We start from the raw sequence: 25,669 nt of genomic DNA, 5'->3' as shown, positions 1-25,669 counted from the left end.
ATAGAGATGCTTTCTCTGTATGGGATAAGTCTTGATCGAGGCTATTTCTCAATATAATTCTTATTATCATTTAATTACCCTCCTATCGTTTATAATTATCCACTTTATAATTTATAATAATAAATTGCAAGCTGAGTTCTATCCCTTAGGGATAATTTCTCTAACATATTAGAAATGTAATTTCTTACAGTACCCTCACTTAGAAATAACTTATCGGCAATTTCCTTGTTATTTAGTCCTTCGGCTACTAAAAGTAAAATATCAAATTCCCTATCTGTTAAATCTATATCTATATTTTTCTTAGAATGCTTTTGTATATTAGATACTATCTTTGAATCGAAAACATGATTACCAGAGTAAACTGCATTTATGGCGGGGATGATGCCCCCAATATTTTGCTTTAATATATAACCTTTACAGCCTAAGGAAAGGGCAGCAGATATATATTCATCATCTTGAAATGTTGTAATCAACAGTATTTTAGCATTGGGATCTCTATCTAAAATTTCTTGAGTCGCTTCTATTCCATTCATTTTTTCCATCCTTATATCCATAAGGATTAAATCTGGTTTGTGAAGGGAATAAAGTTCAACTGCTTCTATACCATTATGACCTACGGCCAAAACTTCTATTCCACTGGCATTTACGATTGTTTTTAAAGAATTTACCACTAAATAATCATCATCTACGATTATAACTCTCATATACATCATCCCTTCATTAAAGTCAGGTGTATTTTAAATCCATTATCAAATTCATAATTTAAAAAACCATTATATTTACTAGCGATTTCATTCATAGAAATAAGACCTATTCCTTTAGTTAAGAGATCATCTGTTTTATTAAATTTGTTGCCATTATCCCTCACTATAATAGAATAGAACTTAGGTTGACTTAGAAGGCTGATTTTAAGCTCTGTAGCATTAGAATGTTTAGCACAATTGGTAATAGCTTCTCTTATAATAGATAATATATCAAATTTTAAATCATATGGTAAACTATCTTCTAACTTATATATAAGTTGAATGTCTATAGTAGGAACTTCCCTGCAAAGGTTTTCGATTCTACTTTCCAAATCAAGAGATTCATTATATAAATTATGGATACTGTTCCTAATATCATTCATTCCATTATTTAAGGTGTTTTGAAGTAAATCTAAACCTTCTACCATGGTATTATCGGAGACTATCTTTAAGGCTTCTACCTGTAATATACTACTACTTATAGCATGACCTATTGAATCATGGAGTTCTCTTGCAATTCTATTTCTTTCTGTAAGTATGGCAATATGAATATTCTTTTCTCTATCAATTTTTAATTGCTCAGTATATTTTTTTAAATAAATGGCGTCCTCTTTCAATCCATCCCTTACTATTTTGTTTTGATTTAAAAATACATTGAACCTTTTTGTCATAATTGAAAGGTAGATAGATATGGAGAAAACTAAAAGATTAGCTATAGAGAAATCCCTTAGAATTAATATCATGGCGAAAAAAGCATATATATTGAAATCCAAATACATATTATACAAAATCAAAGGCAAGTAGTAGATAAATAAGGGATCATAAAGATAAAATATTAAAAAGATAAAATAAATAAAAACCCTTACTTTTTTAGGGTGAAATAAATCTAAGCACAAGGAAAGAATCAGAGATATAAGAAAATAAAAAACCAAGTCTCTTGTTGTATTTATTTTATAAGTATTATATAAACAAAAAAGAACTATGAATGATTTTTCTATAAATCTTCTCATTAAGAAACTCCTTTATAAGCTTTCTATTATCTGTATAATCCAATTATACTAATATTTATTAAACTATACAAATATATTGTAATTTTATCTTGTAATATATAGTTTCTTTGGTCAGATAAATGCCGGTGGTCAGATTTGTGTATAATTATTTAAATAGAATCGACAAAATATGTCAAAAATTGAGCGGAATCAATAGGTTGACAGGCTTTTCTATGAATGATATGCTGATTTTAGTGAAAACTTTGAAAATATGGAATATATCACCAATTTTAGCAACAATATATGATTCAGATATTGAATAATGACATAAATATAATATATATTAAAGAACCCATATTTGTATATTATTTTCAAATTGTATTCTTAAGAGGCATTATTTTTCAAAAAATTAATTAGTAGAATTATGTAATTTCAAATTTACTAGCACTAGAGGTTGCTTTAATATAAAAGTATAAATAAGGAGGACATACAAAATGAAAAATAGAAAAATCATACTCTTACTTATCATCACGATATTACTTATAGGATGCAGTGAAAAAAAAGAGCCAATTAAATTAATAGAGGTTAGTGGTGAAGGCTCTACAATCTATGAAAACGATAATATAAAAATAAAAATAGCTGATAATGTAAATGAAAAAGAAACTATATATACGTCTATACTGAATGAGCTACAGAAAATAGATGAATTTTCCCCTATAGAAAATATTGAAATACAAATATCAAAGCAATATATAGTTCCAAATATAGATAAGATAATAAAATGTGATGCTAAGTTTATAGAAACAGAGGAGTTTAAAAAGGAACTTATAAAAAAATCCTATGGGATATATGATAATTGGATATCAGAAGGACTATATGCAAAGATATATAACACAGAAAAAAGTCAAATAGACTTCGCTACATATTATTCAGATAATGAATTCTCATTATTTGGAGCAAGGTTTTTTGAACCATTTGCATCAAAGGAAGAGATAGAAAGTGTGAAATCTGCATCTATAGATTTAGTGGAATATCTATTAGAAAACAATAAAAAGATGGAGCTTATAAAAAACAATATAGAATTATCTGATATAGAAGCTTGGGCAAAGGAAAAGGATATAGATTTATCTTATCAAAGGGAAATAGAAAGTTTAATGAATAGGATGGAAGTATATGATATAGCAGATAAACTCATTATAAATACCAGAGAAGAAATAAATGGATTTAAGATAGATATTAGTATTGCAGATATAAAAACAGGACATGAAAAAACTGAACAATATGATACATCAAAGAAGATAGAGCAAATTATATTAAGGTTTGACAGAGATATATTAGCTATAAAGAAGGGGATTGAAAACGATGCGCCAAGATTCTATGCTGAATATAAAGAAGTATTAAATAATGTTCCTAAGATAAAATATATTTTTGAAATGCCTTCGGAGCCTTTTAGGGGTGGCGGTTATGTTATGAAAGGGACTGACGAAATATACTTAATAAACATAAATACTCAAGTACATGAGTATTGTCATTTTCTATTTCATAATCCGTTTATTAAAAAGGATATAGTTGTTAATAAGCCATCAGGGTTAGATGAAGGAATTGCCAATTATTTATATGTAGTGTATTCAGAGACGTATGGTAAATGGATAGAAAGAACATTTTATGTTATTGAAAATCCAATGGAGCGCAATGGGGTAGAAAATGCTACGAGTGATATTTTAATAGCGGTAGAGAAGTTAAGTGAGAAACAGCTTAATATTTATACTGAAAACAATATTAGTGCAAATAATGTTGAAGAAATATTAAAGAGTAAAAATAAAAGAATACTAGCAAGCCATGTTGAATATTCTTTTACAATTAAGATTAGCGAAACTATTACTGGTGATAAATTAAGTAGGGGGATAGCACCTTTGGATTTAATGAATGAAGGAGACTCTATGGATTATGTTGTAAATTTTAGTTTTATTCCATATTTAATAGAAGAATATGGATTGGAAAAGATACTTTATTTAAATGTCGCAAGTTTTGATGGGCTGACCTATAAAGAGGTATTTGGAAAGACCTTTGAGGAGTTAAAAGTAGATTGGATGAATTACTTAAAAGAAACTATTAAAGGTATTGAATCCATACTTTAATAGTTGATATTCTATACTGCTATTTAAATATCTACTAAATATATAATATAGAATAGATAGAAATAATTTGCATCTATTCTATATTAGTATTTATCTAATTCTATCATCTTTATATTATTTGAATAAAAAAGTAGCCAAAGGAGGACGTATAAAATGAAAGCTAGAAAAATCATACTTTTACTTATCATTGCAATATTCCTCATAGGATGTAGTGAAAAGAACGAAAAAATCCAATTAATTGAGACTAATGCTGAAAGTTCTACAATCTATCAAAACGATAATATAAAGATAAAGATAGCTGATAATATAGATGAAAAGGAAAGTATCTATACATCTATACTGAACGAAATACAGAAAATAGATGAATTTTCTCCTATAGAAAATCTTGAAGTACAAATATCAAAACAATATTTAGTTCCAAATATAGATAAGATTATAAAATGTGATGCCAAATTCATAGAAACAGAGGAATTTAAAAAGGAACTTATAAAAAGATCCTATGGAATATATGATAATTGGGTATCAGAAGGACTATATGCAAAGATATATGATATAGAGACACAGGAAGTAGATTTTTCTACATATTATGAAAATAATAAATTTTCATTATTTGGAGCAAGATTTTTTGAGCCATTTGTAACAAAAGAGGAAGTAGAGAATGTAAAAGCTGCATCAATAGATTTAGTAAAATATTTATTAGAAAATAATAAGAAGGAAGAGATTATCAAAAACAATATAAATATATCAGATATAGAAGAGTGGGCAAAAGAGAAAAATATAGATTTATCTTATCAAAATGAAATTCAAAGTCTAATGAATAGAATGGAAGCTTATAGAGTAACAGATAAATTTATAATAAATACTAGAGAAGAAGTAAATGGGTTTAAGATAGACATAAGTATTGGACAAATAGAGGCAGGGGATGAAATAACTGAACAATACGATACCGCAGAAAAGATAGAGAAGATTATATTAAGGTTCGACAGAGATATAGAAGCAATAAAGAGAGGAATAGAGAAAGATGCACCAAAATTCTATACTGAGTATAAAGAAGTATTAGATAATGTTCCTAAAGTAGAGTATATTTTCTATACTAATGCCGATCAGATAGCTGATGGAGGATATGTTCTACAAGGGGATGGAAAAATAAATCTAAGAGATATGATAGTTCAAGCACATGAATACTGCCACTTTTTATTTCATAGTGCATTTACAGAAAACGATATAGCCATAAATAAACCTAGTTGGATAGATGAAGGGATTGCAAATTATTTAGATGCAGCGTATTCTGAAGCATATGCTGAATTGGCAGAAGATAGTATAACTTATATAGTTAATTTTGAAATATCTGAACTAGCTTCTGAAGAACTTACGGAAGATGAGAGAAGAGAGATAAAAAAGTTAAGAACTGAAGAAGTAAAAATTTTTCTTGAAAATGATATTGATATCAATAATATAAATGAAGTTGTAAAATACAAAAATAAAAAAGTATTAGAAAATCATTTAAGAGTTTTATCTAAAGTAAAATTTAATAAAATACTGGGCTTTGACATAAATGAAGGAAATGCACCTATGGATTTGATGACAGAAGGTGATTCCATGGATTATCACAAGAACTTTAGTTTCTTTAATTATTTAGTTGAAGAATATGGATTGGAAGAGATGCTTTGCCTAAATGTTGCAGATTTTAATGGATTAACCTATAAAGAAGTATTTGGAAAAACCTTTGATGAGTTAAGAGTAGATTGGATGAATTACTTAAAAGAAAATATCAAAGGTATTGAACCAATACTTTGATATTGTGTAAGTTTTTTGGATTTGATAGATGTTGTGTGTATAGTTGAATAGTTTTAAGATATTGCAAAAGTCAGTTGGAGTTAAAACAGATAATTCTGACTGACTTATATTTATTCGACAATATATACCGAAATATGTTGAAAAATGTCGGGAAATAAATCGTATCAACAGGTTGACCCAATGTTTGAGTGATAGTACAATGAACTCAATGAATTGGGTTGTAGAAATATTTGGTATAATATCATGCTAATATTTCTATAGCTCTCTATAGGCAAAGAAGAATGGAGTAGGCCTATCACTTCTAAACTAATTTTGAATTATATATATGATTGATTATGTCTAAAATGAGAAAACACTAGCCACTTTAATTTACAGAGTAGTATTTATACAATCCCCTCATCTTTATATTATTTGAAAAAATATATCCAAAGGAGGACACATGAATGAAAAATAAAAAAATTTTATTTCTACTTATCATCACAATATTTCTTATAGGGTGCAGTGAAAAAAAAGAGCCAATCAAATTAATAGAGGTTAGTGGTGAAGGTGGCTCTACAATTTATCAAAACGACAATATAAAGATAGAAATCTCTAGCAATATGGAAAATCCAGAAGATATATACAAATCAATATTAAATGAATTACAGAGAATAGATAAGTTTGCCAAGGTAGGAAGTCTCGAAATACAAATATCAAAGAGAAATATAATTCCAAGGTTAGACAAGATAATAAAATGTGATGGAAAGTATATAGAGACAGAAGAATTCAAGAAGGAACTAATTAAAAAATCCTATGGTATATATGATAACTGGATATCAGAAGGACTATATGCAAAGATATATGATATAGAGAAACCAGAAGTAGACTTCGCTTCATATTATGCGAATAATGAATTCTCCTTATTTGGGTCAAGGTTCTTTGAGCCGTTTTCATCGGGGGAGGAAATAGAAAGCATAAAATCAGCATCCATAGATTTAGTAGAATACCTGTTAGAAAATAATAAAAAAGAAGAATTACTTAAAAACGAAATATATATAGAGGATATAGAGAAGTGGGGAAAGGATAAGAATATAGACTTAGCTTATCAAAGAGAAATAGAAAGTCTGATGAATAGGGTGGAAGCATATGCAATAACAGGTAAATTTATATTAAATACTAGGGAAGAGATAAATGGATTTAAAATAGACATGAGTTTAGAAGGAATAAAATCCAAAATGAGGGGAACAGATCAATATGATACATCAAAGAAAATAGAACAGATAATATTAAACTTTGATAAGGATATACTGTCTATAAAAAGAGAAATAAAAAAGGAGGCGCCAAGGTTTTATGCAGAGTATAAGGAAATATTAAATAATTTGCCAAAGGTGAATTATATATTTGAAGTACAAGAAACAAATTATTTTGGTGGTTACTTTAGTTTAGACACTCATGAAATACATTTAATTAGTGTAAATGTTCATCCCCATGAATATAGTCATTTCATGTTTTATGTAGGATTTGCTAATGTAGAACCGTACATTAAAGAACCATCATGGTGGGATGAAGGAATGGCTAGTTACGCACAGGTGATAGAACCAGACAGATACGAAGTATGGATACAAAGAGAGTTTTATGTAGCCAAAAATCCTATGTACGGTTATGATGACTTGGAAAATGTTACTGATGATATATTAATAAAGGTAAATAGCATCTGTGAGAAAATATTAGAAATATATGAAAAAAATGATATTAGATTAGATAATATAGAAGAAGTATCTAGGGACAAGAATAAAAGGCAAAAATTAAACCTTTTAAGAAGTAGCTATAAAGATAGAATTATTGAAACAATTTATGGAGAAGAGTTTAATAAAGGGGAAGCACCAAATGATTTAATGATGGAGAGTAATAGCATGGATCCTTATTTACATTATGGTTTTGGGCAATATCTAATGATTGAATATGGATTAGAAAAAATGCTTTTCTTAAAGGTATCAGATTATGAGAATTTAACTTTCAAAGAATATTTTGGAAAGACCTTTGAGGAGTTAAAAGTAGATTGGATGAATTACTTAAAAGAAAACATAAAAGGAATAGAAACTATACTATAGGTGATAGAGTGTATGTAACAATAGACAATATAGTGCAAAAACTTAATAAATCAGTCGACAAAATTCGATAAGTTTCGCATAGATTTGATGATATTATAATTAATACATGTGGCAGATAAATTAGTAGATATAGGATAGACAGATTAACCTGTCTATCCTATATTGCTTTATCATTATTTTAATACATATAAGGAGTTGAATATAAATGAATATTAAAAAGATAATATTAATTATCCTGATATCAATATTTCTAATAGGCTGTACTAAAATAAATGAAAAAGACATAGTACAAACATCAATAGAATTGACAGAAGTTAGTGAAGATGGCCTTATAATTTATCAAAACGATAATATTAAAATAAAAATCTCTAATAAAGTAGAAAATCTAAAAGATATCTATAAAAAGATATTAAATGAACTACAGATAATAGATAAGTTCTCCAAGATAGGAAACCTTGAAATAGAAATATCAAAACAATATATAGTTCCAAATATAGAGAAGATGATAAAATGTGATGCCAAGTTTATAGAAACGGAAGAGTTTAAAAAAGAACTTATAAAAAAGTCCTATGGAATATACGATAACTGGATATCAGAGGGACTTTATAGCAAAATATTTGGACAACAAAATGAAAGTATAGATTTTACTACATATTATTCAAATAATGATTTCTCATTATTTGGAGCAAGGTTTTTTAAGCCATTTGTATCAAAGGAAGAGATAGAAAGCGTAAAATCTGCATCTATAGATTTAGTGGAATACATATTAAAAAACAATAAAAAGGAAGAACTTCTTAAAAACAATATAGAAATATCAGATATAGAAGAATGGGCAGAAGAAAAGAGTATAGATTTATCTTATCAAAGAGAAATTGAAAGTTTAATGAATAGAATGGAAGTATACGATATAGCAGATAAATTCATTATAAATACGAGAGAAGAAATAAATGGATTTAAAATAGATATTCTCGATGCTAATATAACTGAACAGACTGATACAGCAGAAAAAATAGAGCAGATTATATTGAGTTTCGATAGAAATATATTGGATATAAAAAAGGGAATAGAAAAGGATGCACCTAGATTCTATGCCGAATATAAAGAGGTACTAAATAATGTACCTAAAATAGAATATATTTTTGATACTACTAACTCCTATGATCCTATTGATGGAGGATTTTTTTCCAAAGGAACTGACAAAATAAACTTAAGAGATATAAATTCTCATGCGCATGAATATTGTCATTTGTTTTTCTATAATCCTTTTATGGAGAAAGGTATAACTATTGCAAGACCTAAATGGCTAAATGAAGGGATTGCAAATTATTTAGATATAATATATTCAGAAGCTTCTATTAAAATGATTGAAGATGAATTTAATAACATACCAAATTATACAGGGCTTCTATCGACACAAGACTTTGCAGAAAATGAGTTAAAAGAATTAAAGAGTTTATGTGACGGTTTATTAAATATTTATATTAAAAATGATATTGATATCAATAATGTGGAAGAAATTGCAAAGAGCAAAAATAAGAGAATCATGAAAAACAATTTAAACGTTTTGTATAGAGTTAAATTTCGTAAGATTCTAGGTACTAACTCAAATGAAGGAAATGCCCCTATGGATTTGATGAATGAAGGTGATTCCATGGATTATCACAAGAACTTTAGCTTTTTTAATTATTTAGTTGAGGAATATGGATTGGGAAAGATGCTTTACCTAAATGTCGCAAACTTTGACGGCTTAACCTACAAAGAAGTATTTGGAAAAACCTTTGAAGAACTAAAAGTAGATTGGATGAATTACTTAAAAGAAAATATCAAAGGTATTGAATCAATACTATGATATCGTGTAAGTTTTTTGGATAGATGTTGAGTGTATAATTAAATAATTTTGAGATATTGAAAAAGTCAGTTGGAGTTAAAAGAGATAATTCTGACTGACTTATATTTATTCGACAATACATACTGAATTATGTTGAACAATGTCGGGAAATAAGTCGTATCAACGGGTTGACGGAATGCTTGAGTGATAGTACAATGAACTTATGAATTGGCTAATGGAAGTATTTGGTATAATATTATGCTAATATTTCTATAGCTTTCTATGGGGAAAGGGGAATAGAGCAGTCTCTCATTTCTAAACTAATTTTGAATTATATATATGATTAGTTAATTATGTCTAAAATAAGAGAACATTAGCCACTTCAATTAAAGAGTAGTACTTATGTTAATTACAGAATTTTGTAATTAGCGACAAATACATATAGAGAGGAGGCTTAAAGTATGAAATCATTAAACGATATCATCTGGAATGAAGATATTGATTTAGAAGACGAAAATAATATAGAAATTCAGGGGATGAAAGAGATATGTTTAGAGCCGAGTTGTGGTCTTAGTCCCATATGTGAAATAAGGTTATCATATCACTATCCGAAAGTACAATGTTCTGCATAATTCTAGAAATATATAATAGATGGAGAGTAATTTCCATCTATTGTATATTATATCTGATTAGTTTTTTACACTTATGGTATAGAAAAACATGACTGAATGTAATCATTTTATAAAAATGAGATAGTAAGCAATATCAAATTGTTAAAGGAGTTAATATAAATGAAAAATAAAAAACCATTACTATTACTTATTTTTATCATATTTCTAGCAGGATGTAGTGAAAAAAACAAAGAAAAGACAAGAGAAGAACCAATCCAATTAGCCGAAGTTAGCAGTGGAGGTTCTACAATATATCAAAACGATAATATAAAGATAAAAATAGCTGATAATATAGATGGAAAGGAGAGTATATATGCATCTATACTAAACGAATTACAGAAAATAGATGAATTTTCTCCTATAGAAAATCTTGAGATAGAGATATCTAAAAAATATATGGTTCCAAAAGTAGATAAAATAATAAGATGTGATACCAAGTTTATAGAAACAGAAGAATTTAAAAAGGAGCTTATAAAAAAATCCTATGGTATATATGATAACTGGATATCAGAAGGACTATATGCAAAGATATATAATATAGAGAAAAAGGAAGTAGATTTTGTTACATATTATTCAAATAATGATTTTTCATTATTTGGAGCAAGATTTTTTGAGCCATTTTCTTCTAAGGAAGAAATAGAAAGTGTAAAAGCTGCATCAATAGATTTGGTGAAATACATATTAAAAAATAATAAAAAGGTGGAGCTACTAAAAAGTAAGATAGAATTATCTGATATTGAGGATTGGGCAAAAGAAAAAGGCATAGACTTAGGCTATCAAAGAGAAATAGATAGTCTGATGAATAGGATGGAAGCTATAAATAATATGGCAAATAAGTTTATTATAAATACTAAAGAAGAAATAAATGGATTTAAAATAGATATTAGTACTATAGAAATAAATGAACAGTATAATACAGCAGAAAAAATAGAACAGATTATATTGAGATTTGATAGAGATATATTAGCTATAAAGAAAGGAATAGAGAAGGATGCTCCTAAATTTTATTCAGAGTATAAAGAAGTATTAAACAATGTACCGAAGGTAGAATATATTTTTGATACAAATGTTGATGGTTTTGCTGATGGAGGCTATATTATGACAGGGTCTGAAAAAATACATTTAAGAGATATAAATGCTCATTCACATGAATACTGTCATTTATTGTTCCACAAGCCTTTTATGGAAAAGGGTATAGTTATTGCAAAGCCTAACTGGATAGATGAAGGAATAGCAAATTATTTAGATGTAGTGTATTCTGAGGCTACAATTATAGTTATGGAAGATATTTTTAATTATTTGATTAATTTTAGAACATATGAAGCAGAATCAGAAAGGCTTGTTGGAGATGAAGCAAAAATGATAGATAAACAGTTAGAGCTTCTTATCGAAAATGATATTGATGTTACCGATATAGAAGAAGTTGCAAAGGACAAAAATAAAAGAATACTAGAAAATCATTTGAAATTTTTATCGAATGTTAAATATAGAAAAATTATGGGAATTAAGGTAAATGAAGGAGATGCACCTATGGATTTGATGACAGAAGGTGATTCCATGGATTATCACAAGAACTTTAGTTTCTTTAATTACTTAGTTGAAGAATATGGATTGGAAAAGATGCTTTATCTAAATGTTGCAGATTTTAATGGATTAACCTATAAAGAAGTATTTGGAAAAACCTTTGAGGAACTAGAAGTAGATTGGATGAAGTACTTAAAAGAAAACATTAAAGGTATTGAATCGATACTATGATATCGTATAAGTTTTTTGGATAGATGTTGAGTGTATAATTAAATAGTTTTGAGATATTGAAAAAGTCAGTTGGAGTTAAAAGAGATAATTCTGACTGACTTATATTTATTCGACAATACATACCGAATTATGTTGAATAATGTCGGGAAATAAGTCATATCAATGGGTTGACGGAATGTTTGAGTGATAGTACAATGAACTTATGAATTGGCTAATGGAAGTATTTGGTATAATATTATGCTAATATTTCTATAGCTCTCTATGGGGAAAGGGGAATAGAGTAGGTTTCTCATTTCTAGACTAATTTTGAATTATATATATGATTAATGAATTATGTCTAAAATGAGAGAAGCCCAGCCATTTCAATTAAAAGAGTAGTACTTATGCCAATTACATGATTTTGTAATTAGCAGCAAATACTTATAGAAGGGAGGAGAAAATATGAAATCATTGAACGATATTATCTGGAATGAAGATATTGATTTAGAAGAAGAGAAAAATGGCGACATTCAATTTGGAGATGACCCACGCTTAGAGCAAAGTTGTGGTGGTCTTAATTCTGCTTGTATTATAAGAAAATCAAAACATCCAAATGCAACATGGTGTGAATAGTTTTTTAAATATAGAATAGATGGAACTAATTTCCATCTATTCTATATTAGAATTTATCCAAGTATCTTATCTTTATATTATTTGAATAAAAAATGGCTAAAGGAGAACATGTAAAATGAAAATCAGAAGAATGATATTCTTGCTTATCATCACAATATTTCTTATAGGATGCAGTGAAAAGAATAAAAAGAATGAAAAAGTCAAATTAGTAGAAGCTAGTGGTGAAGGTTCTACAATCTATGAAAACGATAATATAAAGATAAAGATAGCTGACAATATAGATGGAAAGGAAAGTATCTATACATCAATACTAAATGAATTACATAAAATAGATGAATTTTCGCCAATAGAAAATCTTGAAGTACAAATATCAAAACAATATCTAGTTCCAAAGGCAGATAAAATAATAAGATGCGATGCCAAGTTTATAGAAACAGAAGAATTTAAAAAAGAACTTATAAAAAAGTCCTATGGAATATATGATAACTGGATATCAGAAGGGCTTTATGCAAGGATATATGATATAGAGGAAAAGGAAGTAGACTTTACTACATATTATTCAAATAATGAATTTTCATTATTTGGAGCAAGATTTTTTGAGCCATTTTCATCCAAGGGAGAAATAGAAAATGTAAAAGCTGCATCAATAGGTTTAGTGGAATACTTACTAAAAAACGATAAGAAAACAGAACTTCTAAAAAATAATGTAGAAATATCTGACATAGAGAATTGGGCAGAGGAAAATGATATAGATTTATCTTATCAAAGAGAAATAGAAAGTCTAATGAATAGGATGGAAGTTATAAATAATATGGCAAATAAGTTTATTATAAATACTAAAGAAGAAATAAATGGATTTAAAATAGATATTAGTACTGCAGAAATAAATGAACAGTATGGTACAGCAAGAAAAATAGAACAGCTTATACTGAGATTTGATAGAGATATATTAGCTATAAAGAAAGGAATAGAGAAAGATGCCCCTAAATTTTATTCAGAATATAAAGAAGTATTAAACAATGTACTAAAGGTAGAATATATCTTTGATACAAATGTTGATGGCTTTACTGATGGAGGTTACATTATGACAGGGTCTGAAAAAATACATTTAAGAGATGTGAATGCTCACGCACATGAATACTGTCATTTATTGTTCCATAAGCCTTTTACACAAAATGAGATAAGTATTATAAAACCAACATGGATAGATGAAGGAATTGCAAACTATTTAGAAGTTGTTTATTCCGAAGCTTATATTAAAGATATGGAATATAGCTTTTATATTATTTCTAATTCTGCAGAAGGCTTAGAGAAAAAAAATTTAACGGATAATGAATTGAAAGAATTACAGAACTTATATGTGAACTTATTAAATATTTATATTAGAAACAATATCGATATTGATAATATAGAAGAAACGGCAAAAGATCAAAATAAAAGAATAATAGAAAGTCATTTGGTAATTTTAGCTAGAGTTAAAATTAATCAAATTCTGGGTTCTAAATTGAAGGAAGAAAAAGCTCCATTAGATCTAATGACTGAAGGAGACACCATGGATTACCATAAAAACTTTAGCTTTTTTAGTTATTTAGTTGAAGAATATGGATTGGAAAAGATGCTTTACCTAAATATTGCAGATTTTAATGGATTAACCTATAAAGAAGTATTTGGAAAAACCTTTGAAGAACTAAAAGTAGATTGGATGAATTACTTAAAAGAAAACATTAAAGGTATTGAATCTATACTATGATAAAAAATAAACTTTTATTTTATAGGAGGACAGGCTATGTATTTTATAGAACATTCTACAATTATGAAGACAAATAAAGAGGATGAATATATCTTAATCAATTTGTTAAATGGATTATCAGATATAGTATCTGAAGAAGATTTAAACCTAATCAAGCTTTGGAGAAAATCAGAGAATATTCAATTTGACAATAAATATGAAACAGAATTATATGATGCACTGATTCAACGAAAATATATAATGGAAAATTCAGAAGAGGAGAATAGATATAAGGAATCTCAATTGGCAATCCTTAGAAAAAATTATGAAAAGCGAAAAAATAATATTAAAGATTTAGGTATAGTTCTGACCTATGATTGTAACTTTGGATGTAGCTATTGCTTTGAATCTAATGTTAGCAGTCACGATAAGGATTTGCTTACAGAAGATATGATTGATAGAACTGAAGAATTGTTTCCAAATATAGAAAGCATACTTTTATATGGTGGAGAACCTCTATTGGAACAAAATATGGATATTATAAAATATATAATAGAAAAATATCCTGATAAAGAATATCGAATAATAACAAATGGCTACGGTATAGATAAGTATATTGATATTTTGAAAAAGATTAAGGTAAAATGGCTGCAGGTAACATTAGATGGAGGCAAAGAAACCCATGATAAATCTCGTTTCCTAAAAGATAATAGAATGGGAACATTTGATAAACTAATATCCAATATTGATTTAGCTATTAAAAATAATATAAGAATAAAAATAAGGATGAATATAAGCAGAGCTAATTATCAAGAGTGTTTAGAGCTTAGGGATAATTTAAAGGAAAAATATCCAAATAATAAATTATTAATATTTGAATTGCAGCCTATATTTCAATTAGATGATGAGAGTAAAAATTTTTTAGAACCTATACTGTACTCCGTAGATGAATATAGTGACAATACTATTAATAACTCGTCAGTTAATTTTCAAAAATCTATAATCGATGGGAAACCCATAGGTTTAAAATTTTATAGCTGTTCTGCAGAAACAAGTGCTAGATTAATAGACAATAGAGGGGATATCTACTCTTGCTTGGTTTCTGTTGGAAATAAAGATTCTAGAGTTGGAACGTATTATCCTGAATTTAAATATTTTGAAAAAAGCTTGATAAATAGAAATATAACAACTATTGAACAGTGTAAAGGTTGTAAATTTGCATTATTATGTGGCGGGGGATGTGGAAACTCAAAAAATATTAACAACGAAGGATTTATAGGGGAATGTAGTTTTTTTTCAAGGAAATTATTGCAATATTCCAAAGCTTTAGGATATGAAACCATAGAGGAAGTGACCTTATGATTGAAAAATTTAACATTAGAACAGATAATGAGAAAACAGTTCATTATAATTATGGTAAATATATAATTTTTGATTTAGTAACATTAGATTATGTAGTTGTAGATAAAGAAGACTATAATAAACTTTTAGATGATTATAGAGACTATTTGAAAAATAAGTCTGATATAGCAATTGATGAAACTAAAATATCTGTAAAAGATAAGAATCAATTTCTTGATTTAGTTTTTATAACTGGATTTGATTGTAATTACAATTGTACTTATTGTTATCAAAAGGATTATAAAAATATTAAATCTAAGATGAAGACAGATGATCTTGATAAAATAAAAGAGTTCTATGGAGCCTATGATAATTTATTCAACACTGATTCAATTATAAAAACAATCACCATTATGGGAGGAGAACCTTTTCTAGATGATAATTTTAAATTTATAGAAAGCGTTTTTAAAAATTTTCCAACAGCACAAATAACTTTTACTACAAATGGTTCAAATATATCAAAATATAAGTCATTGATAAAAGCAAATAGAGAAAGGATTCAAACTGTGATACTTTCAATTGATGGCAATAAAAAACTACATTTAAAACATAGGAATACTTTTAATGATAAGTTCTACGATAATATATGGGAGGCATTGGAGTTTTTATTGGACAATGATATTGAAGTAATTATCAACTCTGTATATCATCCTGAAGAGATTGAAGATTATCCTCTATTTTTCGATATCCTGGAAAAGTATGGATGGTTGGAAAATAAATTTTCAGTGAAGCTTGATCTAGATATGATGAAAACAAAATCTATAGGTGAGGATAAGACTTATATTAATATGGTGAAGGAATCCTTTAACACTCTAATTGAAATGGATAATAGAGCAAAATATCTAAGTCAAAGCTTTATGAATTATACTGAAATCACTATGATAGGTATGATACAGTCAAGGGAGACTCGAATACCATATAAGCATTGTGACCTTACATTTAGACCTTCTTATACATTTATACCAAATGGAAAGGCTGTTACTTGCTTAAGTTCAGATAATCCTAAACTAGAGGTAGGAACTTACAAGCCAGAGATTCGCATAAATAAGGATAATATAGAAAATATCTATAATCGTGATGTCCGTAATATGTCAAGATGTAAGGAATGTGATTATAAATATTTCTGCAGAGGTGGTTGTATTGCTGAAAATATTAAAAGATACGATAGTCTAGATATGGGATATTGCAGCAGATGGAAAGAAGAAGATTATAAAGTAGCTTTGGAGAGAGTTTTAAATCAATTGATAGCTGAGGAAATAAGAAATACTGAAAAAATTAAAGCATGATATAGGGGAAGATAAATTTGCTATATATAAAAAAAAGCATGACTTTATTGGATAGATATAGAATTAAATATTTATTGATTAAATTGGCAGGTATTTTGATAAAGGTCAGTGCCTTAATAGAGCCTTATCTAGTAAGTGTAATTGTTGCATCAATTATGCAGAATAATATATCTTTATTTAAAAGATATATTATTCTGTTTGCCGTGTACTATCTGGTATTTGGCATTATAAATTATTCATTAGATAAAGTATATTCTAAATTGATGATTAGAATAAATAATAAGGTTAAAGAGAGAATATTTTACAGCTATTTTGGATATTTCCAATATAGCAGTACATATAATTCGGCTAAACTAAATAATGTATTCACAAGTGACTATAGTTCTCCTTTATCTTATTTAGACTATTTATTTGGTTATTTATCGGAAATTATAGTTTTGCTATCCATGCTATTTATATTAATTAAACAAAATACTTGGTTTATATATACTATTGTTTTAGTAATACCTATAATATTTATCAATATCCATTATTCTAAGAAGATAAAGAAATATAATAAAATAAATTTTTATTACTCAGATGTAATATTGGGTATTGTCAAAAAAGTTTCTAATAGTATTTATGAAATCACTTCAAATGAAAAGATTAAAAACTTTATTGTAAACGATTTTGATAATTATATAGAGGATAAGATTTCTAATGTTGATAAGCTAAATGAAAGTAAGATAAACTTACAATATATAATGGACTCTATCATGAAAATCAATATATTTTTATTTTATATATTAGCTGGAATACTTGTATTTAAGAAAAGAATAACCCCAGAAATCTTCATATTTCTATCTTTTTATATTCAAAAAGTATTAATAAGCCTTATAGGGATAACTAATCTGATACCAACTGTTCAAAGATATCATGTGAGTTTGGATAGAGTCTTTGAGGTAATGGAAACAAAAAATTTATTCAAAGATGAAGAAGAAAAGAAACAACCCCTTGAATATATTAATAAAATAGAGATAAAAGACGGAGAATTTAAGATAAAGGATTCTTATATCTTAAAGGATGTTAATATGTATTTAAATAAGGGGGAACATATATTAATTGGAGGTGAAAATGGAAGTGGAAAATCCAGCATGATAAAACTTATCTCATTACAATACCCTTTAAGCTGTGGAGAATATCTGATTAATGATAATAGCCATAAAGAGTACAAGGCTTCAGATATTATGGAGTGTATAAGTATATCTAATCAAAACCCAATTGTCTATCCTTTGTCTATAAGAAATAACATTTTATATGAAGCTGATAATGGTAAATATACTTTAAATGAAATTCTGGAGGATTTTGATCTATTGGAGTATATAGAAAGCTTAGAAGAAGGTATAGATACTTTTATAGATGAAAATTACAATTTATCTGGTGGTCAGAAGAAGAAAATAGAAATAATAAGATGTTTATCTAAGAATTCATCTATTTATATATTGGACGAGCCTTTGGCCAATTTAGATGCTGATTTTAAAAATAAATTCGATTATATATTAAATAAATATTTTTCAGATAAAACAGTGATAATGATTGAGCATGGCAACTATAAATCTGATTTTTTTGATAGATATTATAAATTTAAACATGAAAGCATAGAGGTGCAAAATGGATAATATATTGGTTATAATTGATTTAGAAGGAATTATTGGAGTTGAAGATTTATGGGATAATAAAAGGAATGAGGTTTTATTATATAAAGAAATATCTGTAATTATAAATTCCATACCAGATAATATTAATATATATCTATGCTATGACCATAATGATGGTATATTGCCAGGTAACTTAGTAGAGAAATTAAGTCCTGAAATCAATATAATTAAGAAAATTAGAAATATTGATTTTAGCATTGATTATAAAACAGCTTTTCTAGTAGGTGTTCATGGCAAGAAAAGTGACCATTGTAGATTCCCTCATACCTTTAGGGATGAAATTGAAATATTATCTTTAGGAGAAAAAGAAGTGGGAGAAATTGAAATGGTAACTAATCTTTTATCCTATTATAAGATACCAGTTTCATTGATAAGCACAGAAGCTTCGGTAATTGATTACCTAGATTATGATTGCATATATCATGACATAGATAAAGGAGATATGTCTTCAATATATTTAAACTTAGAAAATGATGTAAAAAAGGCCCTTAATAGTGAAATCTCATTGTCCAAATTTGATGATTCCAAAGTTAAAATTATTTATAATAATTATGTACAGAGAAGGGTAAAAGCATTAGAATTAGATATCAAAATTTCTTTTAAAGATACAATTGATTTTTTTAGATATCTGCCGAATTTACACATTCCTTTAAATCATATAATAAGTAAAGATCTTGAAAATATGTTTGAGGAATTAGTGCAAAACAGACCTGAATCCTTGGAATTGGTGAAAGATGAAAATATAAGAAAATTATTAGATAAAGATATAAGTTTAATAACTTATCTTGATTTATATGAAATATCACAATACTTTTATAAAATAAAAGATGATAAGAGTGCTAAATTTAAACTTTAACCTAAAGAGTAAAGACAACTCTAAACAGCCAAAGCTTGATATTCTATCAAACTAGGGCTGTTTAATTTTTTGTGTAGTTACTTATAGTTATAAAAATAAATATATTTTTCTATATTATTTTTAATATAATATGACATTTGTCATATTATATTGTGATTCTATACACTACAATGAAAAACTCCAAATTCGTATAATTAAATTAAGATGAAATAGGGGGAGTGATTTAAGTGATAGTAAAAGTTAATAATTTAGTAAAAAGATATAAGGAATTAATTGCCCTTGAGCATTTCAATATGGAGGTTGAAGAGGGAGAGATATTGGGACTTTTAGGGCCCAATGGCTGTGGTAAGACTACGGCAATAAACTGTATTCTTTCATTATTGAATTTTGATAAAGGTGAAATAGAGATATTTGGAAAGAAAATGACCCCAAACTCCTATGATATTAAAAAACAAATAGGAGTAGTGCCTCAAGAGGTTTCAGTTTTTGAGAATTTAACCGTAAGAGAAAATATAGATTATTTCTGCGGACTTTATGTAGAAGATAAAGTCACGAGAAAACAATATGTAGAAGAAGCTATAGAATTTGTAGGGCTAAAGGATTATGTAAAATTCTATCCTAATAAATTAAGTGGAGGACTTAAAAGAAGACTAAATATTGCTTGTGGGATAGCTCATAAACCTAAATTGATTTTTTTGGATGAACCTACGGTTGCAGTAGATGCTCAAAGTAGAAACTTCATATTAGATGGAATAAAAAGGTTAAATCAAGAAGGCAGCACTATTATATATACTACTCATTATCTAGAGGAAGCAGAAATGATTTGTAAGAGGATTATAATCATGGATAATGGCAAAAATTTGGTTTCAGGAACTAATGAAGAATTGAAAGCTATGATAACAACAACTGAAAAAATAGTAGTTGGATTTTCAGTGATTAAAGATGAAACGGTTCAAAAGCTTAGGAAAATACCTCATGTAATTGATATAGAAAAAAGGGAAGATGATTATATCATAAAGTTTGAAAATGGACTCAACAACTTATCAAATCTATTGGAATTTATAAAAGAAAACAATCTCACCTATACAAAACTATATAGTCAATTACCTACATTAAATGATGTATTCTTAGAATTAACAGGGAAGGAGCTTAGAGATTGATATGAAAAGTGTATTTCGTAACTGTATATATCAAGGGAAAAACTTATATAGAGACAAATCTTTTCTTTTCTGGACTTTAATATATCCATTGATAATGGCAATATTTTTCTACACAGCTTTCAATGGACTGATAAATATAGAACTAGAGAATATAGATATAGGAATAAGCTCTCAAAACCCAATTGCATTTGTATTGGAAGAAATCGAAATAGTAAATGTTCATAAACTCTCAGAGGATGAAATAAATGACAAGTTAGAGAATGAAGAAATTCAAGGATTTATTGACGACGATTTAAATCTATTAGTCAAAAAATCAGGAGTAAATCAGACTATAATTAAAGAGATACTTGACCAAATTAAACAAATGGGAAGTTTAAATGTTCCTATTGAAAAATTTGATTTTACAGTAGAATATATTTCAGAAATAAATCAAAAAGCAGATATTGTAATTATAATATTTTACTCACTAATTGCAATGGTTTCTGCCTATGGAATTTTTCCTGGAATTGTAACAGTAAGTTTAATTCAAGCAAATTTGACTAATGTAGGCAAGAGGATAAATATAACACCCCTACGAAAGAATGAATTTCTGTTAGCAGGTATCATAGTTTCACTAATTTTAAATTTACTTTCAAATGTGATATTGCTGATTTTTATAAAATATATCTTAAAGATTAATTTGTTTACAGAGATGAAGTATAGCACTATTTTTATAATAGCAGGAAATTTATTTGGAGTAGCCCTTGGAATATTTATTGGAGCTTCTAATAAACAAAATGAAAATACAAAGACTATTTTAGGTATTATGATTACTTTGTTTTTATCAGCTTTATCAGGAATGATATCACCAAATATAAAGATTTGGCTTGATAAGAGTGTTCCAGTATTAGGAAAGATAAATCCAATCGCCATAATAACTAATAATCTTTATAGGATAAATCTGTTAGGAAACACTCAAACTGTAATTGAAGGAGCTTTGATCTTATCAATTTATTGTATAGTTCTTATTAGTATATCCTATGTATTTTTAAGGAGGAAGACCTATGACAGTATATAAATATTTCGTTAAGATAGCATTAAAAAATAAAGGAGTTATCCTTTCATACACAATCATTTTCTTCATTCTATCAATATTAAATGGTGGAGGGAATACACAAAGAGAAACCAGTTTTATGGAAACAAAGCTTGATATTGGAATAGTTGATAATAGTAATAGTGAATTATCAAAGAGTCTAATAGATTATTTAGGAAAAAAGAATGATATAATCGATACCAAGTCAGATGAAAAGTATATTAAAGAACAGATTTTCTTACAAATAATAGATGCAGTAATTGTTATTCCAGAGGACTTTGAGAAAAAGGTAATCAATAAGGAAAAGACTATTGAGGTATTTAGAGACGATAGGAATATAGGAGCTTATCAAATTCAAAATCAGATTAATAAATTTATTTCCTTTGCTAATGCAACCTATGAAGATGGGAAATTTGATTTATCTAATGTAAGTACTGCCTTGGATGAAGGTATAGAGGTAAATATAATTAAATCTGATAATAATATAAATCAGAAGATGAATACATGGTTTAAATTTTATTTTAATTTTGTCTCCTATATAGTAATGGCTTTATATATCTCTGTAATAGGCTTTGTTATGACTGACTTTATAAATAAGGAAGTTGAGAATAGAAGAAAGATATCTTCAGTAAGGTTTTTGAAATTTAATAGCCAAATATATTTAGGACAGTTAACAATAGCAAGTTTTCTAACATTAATATTTATATTGGGAAGTATTATTTTGAAAGGAAAATATATTGGAGAAGTAAATTTTCTAAAATACGTAATTAATACAATAGTATTTTCATTCTCTGCATTATGTCTTGTATTTTTAATTAACAATATAACAAATAATAAATTTGTTATATCAGGTGTAAGTACGGTATTATCCCTTGGAGTCTCATTTGTTTCAGGTGTAATGGTACCACAGCAATTTTTAGGAGAGAAGGTATTGACAATAGCTAAGTTCTTTCCCACATATTATTTTGTAAAAATAAATGAAACAGATATCAGCTCTTTTCTAGATGTAAAATATGAAATATTTATGCAGTTGTTATTTGCCATAGCATTCTTATTGATGGGACTATATTTTTCTAGGGCAAGACAAAAGGCTTAAAAGATAATAAGAGGCAGTTCTAAAGAAGTATAAGAACTGCCTTTATTAATATATGAGTATTTTACTGATTGTTGACATCCTTTCAAAAATGCTGTAAAATATATTGGTAAACTATGCACTCGTAGCTCAGTAGGATAGAGCGGCGCCCTCCTAAGGCGTAGGCCGGGGGTTCGATTCCTCTCGAGTGCACCAAAACCAAAGCTGCAAGTCCTTATTTATAAAGACTTGCAGCTTTTTTTATGCTAATGTAGATTGTGTATTTCCATAAATATATGATGCTATTTCTGGAAATATGGAAACAAGTAATTGTTAATTGAACAATTAGGGGGAAGTGGATTTGTATGAAAAAACACAAGATATTATTATTCTATTTGTTTACATGGCTATGTACAATCTACATTTTATCGTTCATCTTTCTGCTTTGAATATGGGTATACGCATCATATCATTGACTAAAATAGAGCATATTATTATTGGGGATATGTAACTTTTCTTTGAAGCCTATTGATTTTTGCCAATGAGTAAACAAAAAGCCGTGACCACTGGCTTGCTTCAGTGCCCCGCCATACCAGCGGTGACCTACAGCAAGGTGGATGCCATAAATGCTGTAATGAAACATTTCGAGGGCTACATAATCGCCTTGTACGCAAGGCGACTGTACGACGAAAGCCAGCCCTATTTATGTGTTGACGAGGGATTGCGGCGCAGACTGGATAGCAAGCTGATTGCCAGAATACTGATCTTTAATACCATTTAACATCTTTAGCCTGTGCAGGAGTGTGAACTACTTTCCACACTCCTGTATTTTTTGTTTTATACCTCAGCTTGTATATTTCCGTCAAAAGAAATATAATAAAATTATGGAGGTGTTATGCATGGATTATATAACGACAAAAGAAACAGCGAAAAATTGGGGTATCACAAACAGAATGGTAGTGTACCATTGCTCCGCTGGGCGGATTAAGGGAGCTAAAAAAATGGGAAATACATGGCTTGTTCCTGCTGACGCTGAAAAACCGGTTGACAGACGATATAGGAGCAGTAAAGTAAAGGATGGTGAAAATAAATGAAACGGATATTTTTGATTGAGGACGATAAGGCAATCGCTAAAAACCTTATACTTTTGCTCCGCTCGGAGGGATTTACAGTCACCCACGCTCCTACGCGGAGTGAAGCCCTTGTCGCACTTACCGGGAATAAATTTGACTTGGCGTTGATCGATATTTCTTTGCCTGATGGAAATGGCTTTACGGTTTGCACGGCAATCAAAGAAACAGGGGATGTTCCCGTTATCTTTCTGACGGCTTCTGGCGATGAGGCGAGTGTTGTTACCGGGCTTAACATGGGTGCGGACGACTATATCACCAAGCCTTTTCGTCCGCGTGAATTGATTGCGCGAATTGAAACTGCCTTGCGAAAAAGCGGGCGTTTCGGGTCGGATTTTGAAATTCGCGGGCTTCATGTTGATACGGCAAGTGGCATTGTGAAAAAAAACGGCAACGAGGTTTTTCTTTCAGCCTTAGAATACCGCTTGTTGCTGGTGTTTATTAACAACCCCAAAACTATTATCACAAGGAGCAGGCTGCTTGACGAATTGTGGGACGCTGCGGGCGAGTTTGTCAATGATAATACATTGACCGTGTACATCAAACGCCTGCGGGAGAAGATAGAGAACGACCCCGCAAGCCCGCAAATCATTCTGACCGTTCGCGGGACAGGATATAGATTGGGGGATGGGTATGCTTCGGAATAGAGAGTTTCGGCAGTTTGCCATTTTGTTCTTCTTAATAGCCGCCGCCGCTGTGACGCTGGGATTTGCAATCAATACGGCGGCTGGAATCCTTGCCATTGCTTCTGCCGCCGCCTTTGGAACAGCGTTTTTTGCATTTACAAAAGCCCGATATAAAAGCATTGCGCAGATTTCAGATCAAATTGATCTTGTGCTTCATAATGCTGACTATCTGTATATTGGTGAATCGGATGAGGGCGAACTCTCCATTCTGCAAAGCGAGATAAAAAAAATGACGCTGCGTATTCGGGAGCAAAACAACGCACTGAAAAGAGAAAAAGAACATCTTGCCGATTCTCTTGCTGACATAGCCCACCAACTCCGCACCCCTCTCACATCCGTGAACCTTATTCTGTCATTGTTAGAGAATAACCCTGACGAAAATGAACGGAAAGCATTGATACGGGAAACAAAGGAATTGTTTGTACAGATGGATTGGCTGCTTACTTCCCTGTTGAAATTATCCCGCCTGGACGCGGGCATTGTGGTTTTCCAAGGCGAGCAGATAGATGTGAACACTTTGATAAGCGCCGCGCTTCACCCGTTTTTGATCCCAATGGAGCTGCACGATATTGCTTTGCAAATAGACGTGCCAAAAGGGACAATCATTCAGGGAGATTCTGGTTGGCTTTCGGAAGCAATTCAAAACATCCTCAAAAATTGCATGGAAACCGCAGGCGATAACGGGAAGATTGAGATTGTTTGTGAGGACAACCCACTGTATACCGAGATTGCCATCCACGACAGCGGCGGGGGCTTTGAAAAAGAAGATTTACCCTGCCTGTTTGACAGGTTCTATCGTGGGAAAAACGCAGGTGTAACAGGATACGGGATTGGATTGGCTCTCTGCAAGATGATTATAACACGGCAGGGGGGGACGATTACCGCCAAAAATCACCCGCAGGGCGGCGCGATTTTTTCCATTCGTTTCCCAAAGTGACGAATCTCTCACCTTAAAGT

General features: G+C 29.1%; 23 protein-coding genes and 1 tRNA gene. 22 read left to right on the top strand and 2 right to left on the bottom strand.

All coding sequences use genetic code 11. From position 1 onward, the window contains the following. Window positions 1-104: 104 nt before the first annotated feature. Window positions 105-704 (bottom strand): response regulator transcription factor, encoded by a 600-nt coding sequence (locus KQI38_RS08200; RefSeq protein ID WP_216557963.1) that lies wholly within the window; start codon window positions 702-704, stop codon window positions 105-107. Window positions 705-709: 5 nt separating this feature from the next. Continuing rightward, window positions 710-1,414 (bottom strand): sensor histidine kinase, encoded by a 705-nt coding sequence (locus KQI38_RS08195; RefSeq protein WP_216557960.1) that lies wholly within the window; start codon window positions 1,412-1,414, stop codon window positions 710-712. A gap of 476 nt (window positions 1,415-1,890) precedes the next feature. On the opposite strand from KQI38_RS08195, the gene KQI38_RS08190 reads away from it, so the two are divergent. The 22 genes from KQI38_RS08190 to KQI38_RS08085 all read left to right on the top strand — a co-directional run bounded on the left by KQI38_RS08190 (window position 1,891) and on the right by KQI38_RS08085 (window position 25,649). Next, complete coding sequence (locus tag KQI38_RS08190) at window positions 1,891-2,055, top strand: hypothetical protein (RefSeq protein WP_216557957.1); 165 nt, start codon at window positions 1,891-1,893, stop codon at window positions 2,053-2,055. A 171-nt stretch (window positions 2,056-2,226) separates the two neighbouring features. Next, window positions 2,227-3,870 (top strand): hypothetical protein, encoded by a 1,644-nt coding sequence (locus KQI38_RS08185; RefSeq protein WP_216557954.1) that lies wholly within the window; start codon window positions 2,227-2,229, stop codon window positions 3,868-3,870. A 153-nt stretch (window positions 3,871-4,023) separates the two neighbouring features. Then, entirely contained in the window at window positions 4,024-5,667 is a 1,644-nt protein-coding gene (locus tag KQI38_RS08180) for a hypothetical protein (RefSeq protein ID WP_216557951.1), read from the top strand. A gap of 443 nt (window positions 5,668-6,110) precedes the next feature. Continuing rightward, the gene (locus KQI38_RS08175; RefSeq protein ID WP_216557948.1) at window positions 6,111-7,757 is read left to right on the top strand and encodes a hypothetical protein; all 1,647 of its coding nucleotides are present in this window, start codon (window positions 6,111-6,113) and stop codon (window positions 7,755-7,757) included. 205 nt (window positions 7,758-7,962) lie between these two features. Continuing rightward, a complete protein-coding gene (locus KQI38_RS08170; RefSeq protein WP_216557945.1) occupies window positions 7,963-9,606 on the top strand; it encodes a hypothetical protein in 1,644 nt (547 codons plus the stop codon). A 440-nt stretch (window positions 9,607-10,046) separates the two neighbouring features. Beyond that, a complete protein-coding gene (locus tag KQI38_RS08165; protein WP_216557941.1) occupies window positions 10,047-10,217 on the top strand; it encodes a hypothetical protein in 171 nt (56 codons plus the stop codon). Between the two features lie 159 nt (window positions 10,218-10,376). After that, complete coding sequence (locus KQI38_RS08160; protein ID WP_216557938.1) at window positions 10,377-12,011, top strand: hypothetical protein; 1,635 nt, start codon at window positions 10,377-10,379, stop codon at window positions 12,009-12,011. Between the two features lie 441 nt (window positions 12,012-12,452). After that, window positions 12,453-12,623: a hypothetical protein gene (locus KQI38_RS08155; protein ID WP_216557932.1), complete on the top strand. Its 171-nt coding sequence runs from the start codon at window positions 12,453-12,455 to the stop codon at window positions 12,621-12,623. A 115-nt stretch (window positions 12,624-12,738) separates the two neighbouring features. Then, window positions 12,739-14,373 carry a hypothetical protein gene (locus tag KQI38_RS08150; RefSeq protein WP_216557928.1) on the top strand — a complete coding sequence of 545 codons (1,635 nt, stop codon included), beginning with the start codon at window positions 12,739-12,741 and terminating at the stop codon, window positions 14,371-14,373. A gap of 36 nt (window positions 14,374-14,409) precedes the next feature. Next, entirely contained in the window at window positions 14,410-15,714 is a 1,305-nt protein-coding gene (locus KQI38_RS08145) for a radical SAM/SPASM domain-containing protein (protein WP_216557925.1), read from the top strand. Continuing rightward, window positions 15,711-17,039, top strand: coding sequence for a radical SAM/SPASM domain-containing protein (locus tag KQI38_RS08140; protein ID WP_216557922.1), 1,329 nt, complete (start codon window positions 15,711-15,713; stop codon window positions 17,037-17,039). Before KQI38_RS08145 ends, KQI38_RS08140 begins: the two co-directional genes overlap by 4 nt. 17 nt (window positions 17,040-17,056) lie before the next feature. Beyond that, window positions 17,057-18,697, top strand: coding sequence for an ATP-binding cassette domain-containing protein (locus tag KQI38_RS08135; protein ID WP_216557919.1), 1,641 nt, complete (start codon window positions 17,057-17,059; stop codon window positions 18,695-18,697). Beyond that, a complete protein-coding gene (locus KQI38_RS08130; RefSeq protein WP_216557916.1) occupies window positions 18,690-19,592 on the top strand; it encodes a M55 family metallopeptidase in 903 nt (300 codons plus the stop codon). Before KQI38_RS08135 ends, KQI38_RS08130 begins: the two co-directional genes overlap by 8 nt. A gap of 227 nt (window positions 19,593-19,819) precedes the next feature. Beyond that, complete coding sequence (locus tag KQI38_RS08125; protein ID WP_094898722.1) at window positions 19,820-20,752, top strand: ABC transporter ATP-binding protein; 933 nt, start codon at window positions 19,820-19,822, stop codon at window positions 20,750-20,752. A gap of 1 nt (window position 20,753) precedes the next feature. Then, entirely contained in the window at window positions 20,754-21,809 is a 1,056-nt protein-coding gene (locus tag KQI38_RS08120; protein ID WP_216557913.1) for an ABC transporter permease, read from the top strand. Further along, on the top strand, window positions 21,796-22,920 hold the full coding sequence (locus tag KQI38_RS08115) for an ABC transporter permease (protein WP_216557910.1): 1,125 nt from the start codon (window positions 21,796-21,798) through the stop codon (window positions 22,918-22,920). The genes KQI38_RS08120 and KQI38_RS08115 overlap by 14 nt, the downstream gene beginning before the upstream one ends. 115 nt (window positions 22,921-23,035) lie before the next feature. Beyond that, a tRNA-Arg gene (locus KQI38_RS08110) sits at window positions 23,036-23,112 on the top strand. A gap of 145 nt (window positions 23,113-23,257) precedes the next feature. Beyond that, on the top strand, window positions 23,258-23,407 hold the full coding sequence (locus tag KQI38_RS08105; protein ID WP_216557907.1) for a hypothetical protein: 150 nt from the start codon (window positions 23,258-23,260) through the stop codon (window positions 23,405-23,407). A 30-nt stretch (window positions 23,408-23,437) separates the two neighbouring features. Continuing rightward, window positions 23,438-23,677 (top strand): helix-turn-helix domain-containing protein, encoded by a 240-nt coding sequence (locus KQI38_RS08100; RefSeq protein WP_216557904.1) that lies wholly within the window; start codon window positions 23,438-23,440, stop codon window positions 23,675-23,677. Window positions 23,678-23,795: 118 nt separating this feature from the next. Then, complete coding sequence (locus KQI38_RS08095; protein ID WP_216557901.1) at window positions 23,796-23,990, top strand: helix-turn-helix domain-containing protein; 195 nt, start codon at window positions 23,796-23,798, stop codon at window positions 23,988-23,990. After that, window positions 23,987-24,673: a response regulator transcription factor gene (locus tag KQI38_RS08090; RefSeq protein ID WP_216557898.1), complete on the top strand. Its 687-nt coding sequence runs from the start codon at window positions 23,987-23,989 to the stop codon at window positions 24,671-24,673. Before KQI38_RS08095 ends, KQI38_RS08090 begins: the two co-directional genes overlap by 4 nt. Further along, the gene (locus KQI38_RS08085; protein WP_216557895.1) at window positions 24,660-25,649 is read left to right on the top strand and encodes a sensor histidine kinase; all 990 of its coding nucleotides are present in this window, start codon (window positions 24,660-24,662) and stop codon (window positions 25,647-25,649) included. Before KQI38_RS08090 ends, KQI38_RS08085 begins: the two co-directional genes overlap by 14 nt. Window positions 25,650-25,669: the final 20 nt, after the last annotated feature.

The sequence above is a fragment of the Tissierella carlieri genome, from assembly GCF_018917285.1.
GTDB lineage: Bacteria > Bacillota > Clostridia > Tissierellales > Tissierellaceae > Tissierella > Tissierella carlieri.
The sequence above is the reverse complement of the archived record's forward strand: the minus strand, read 5'-3'. Positions and strand labels throughout refer to the sequence as shown.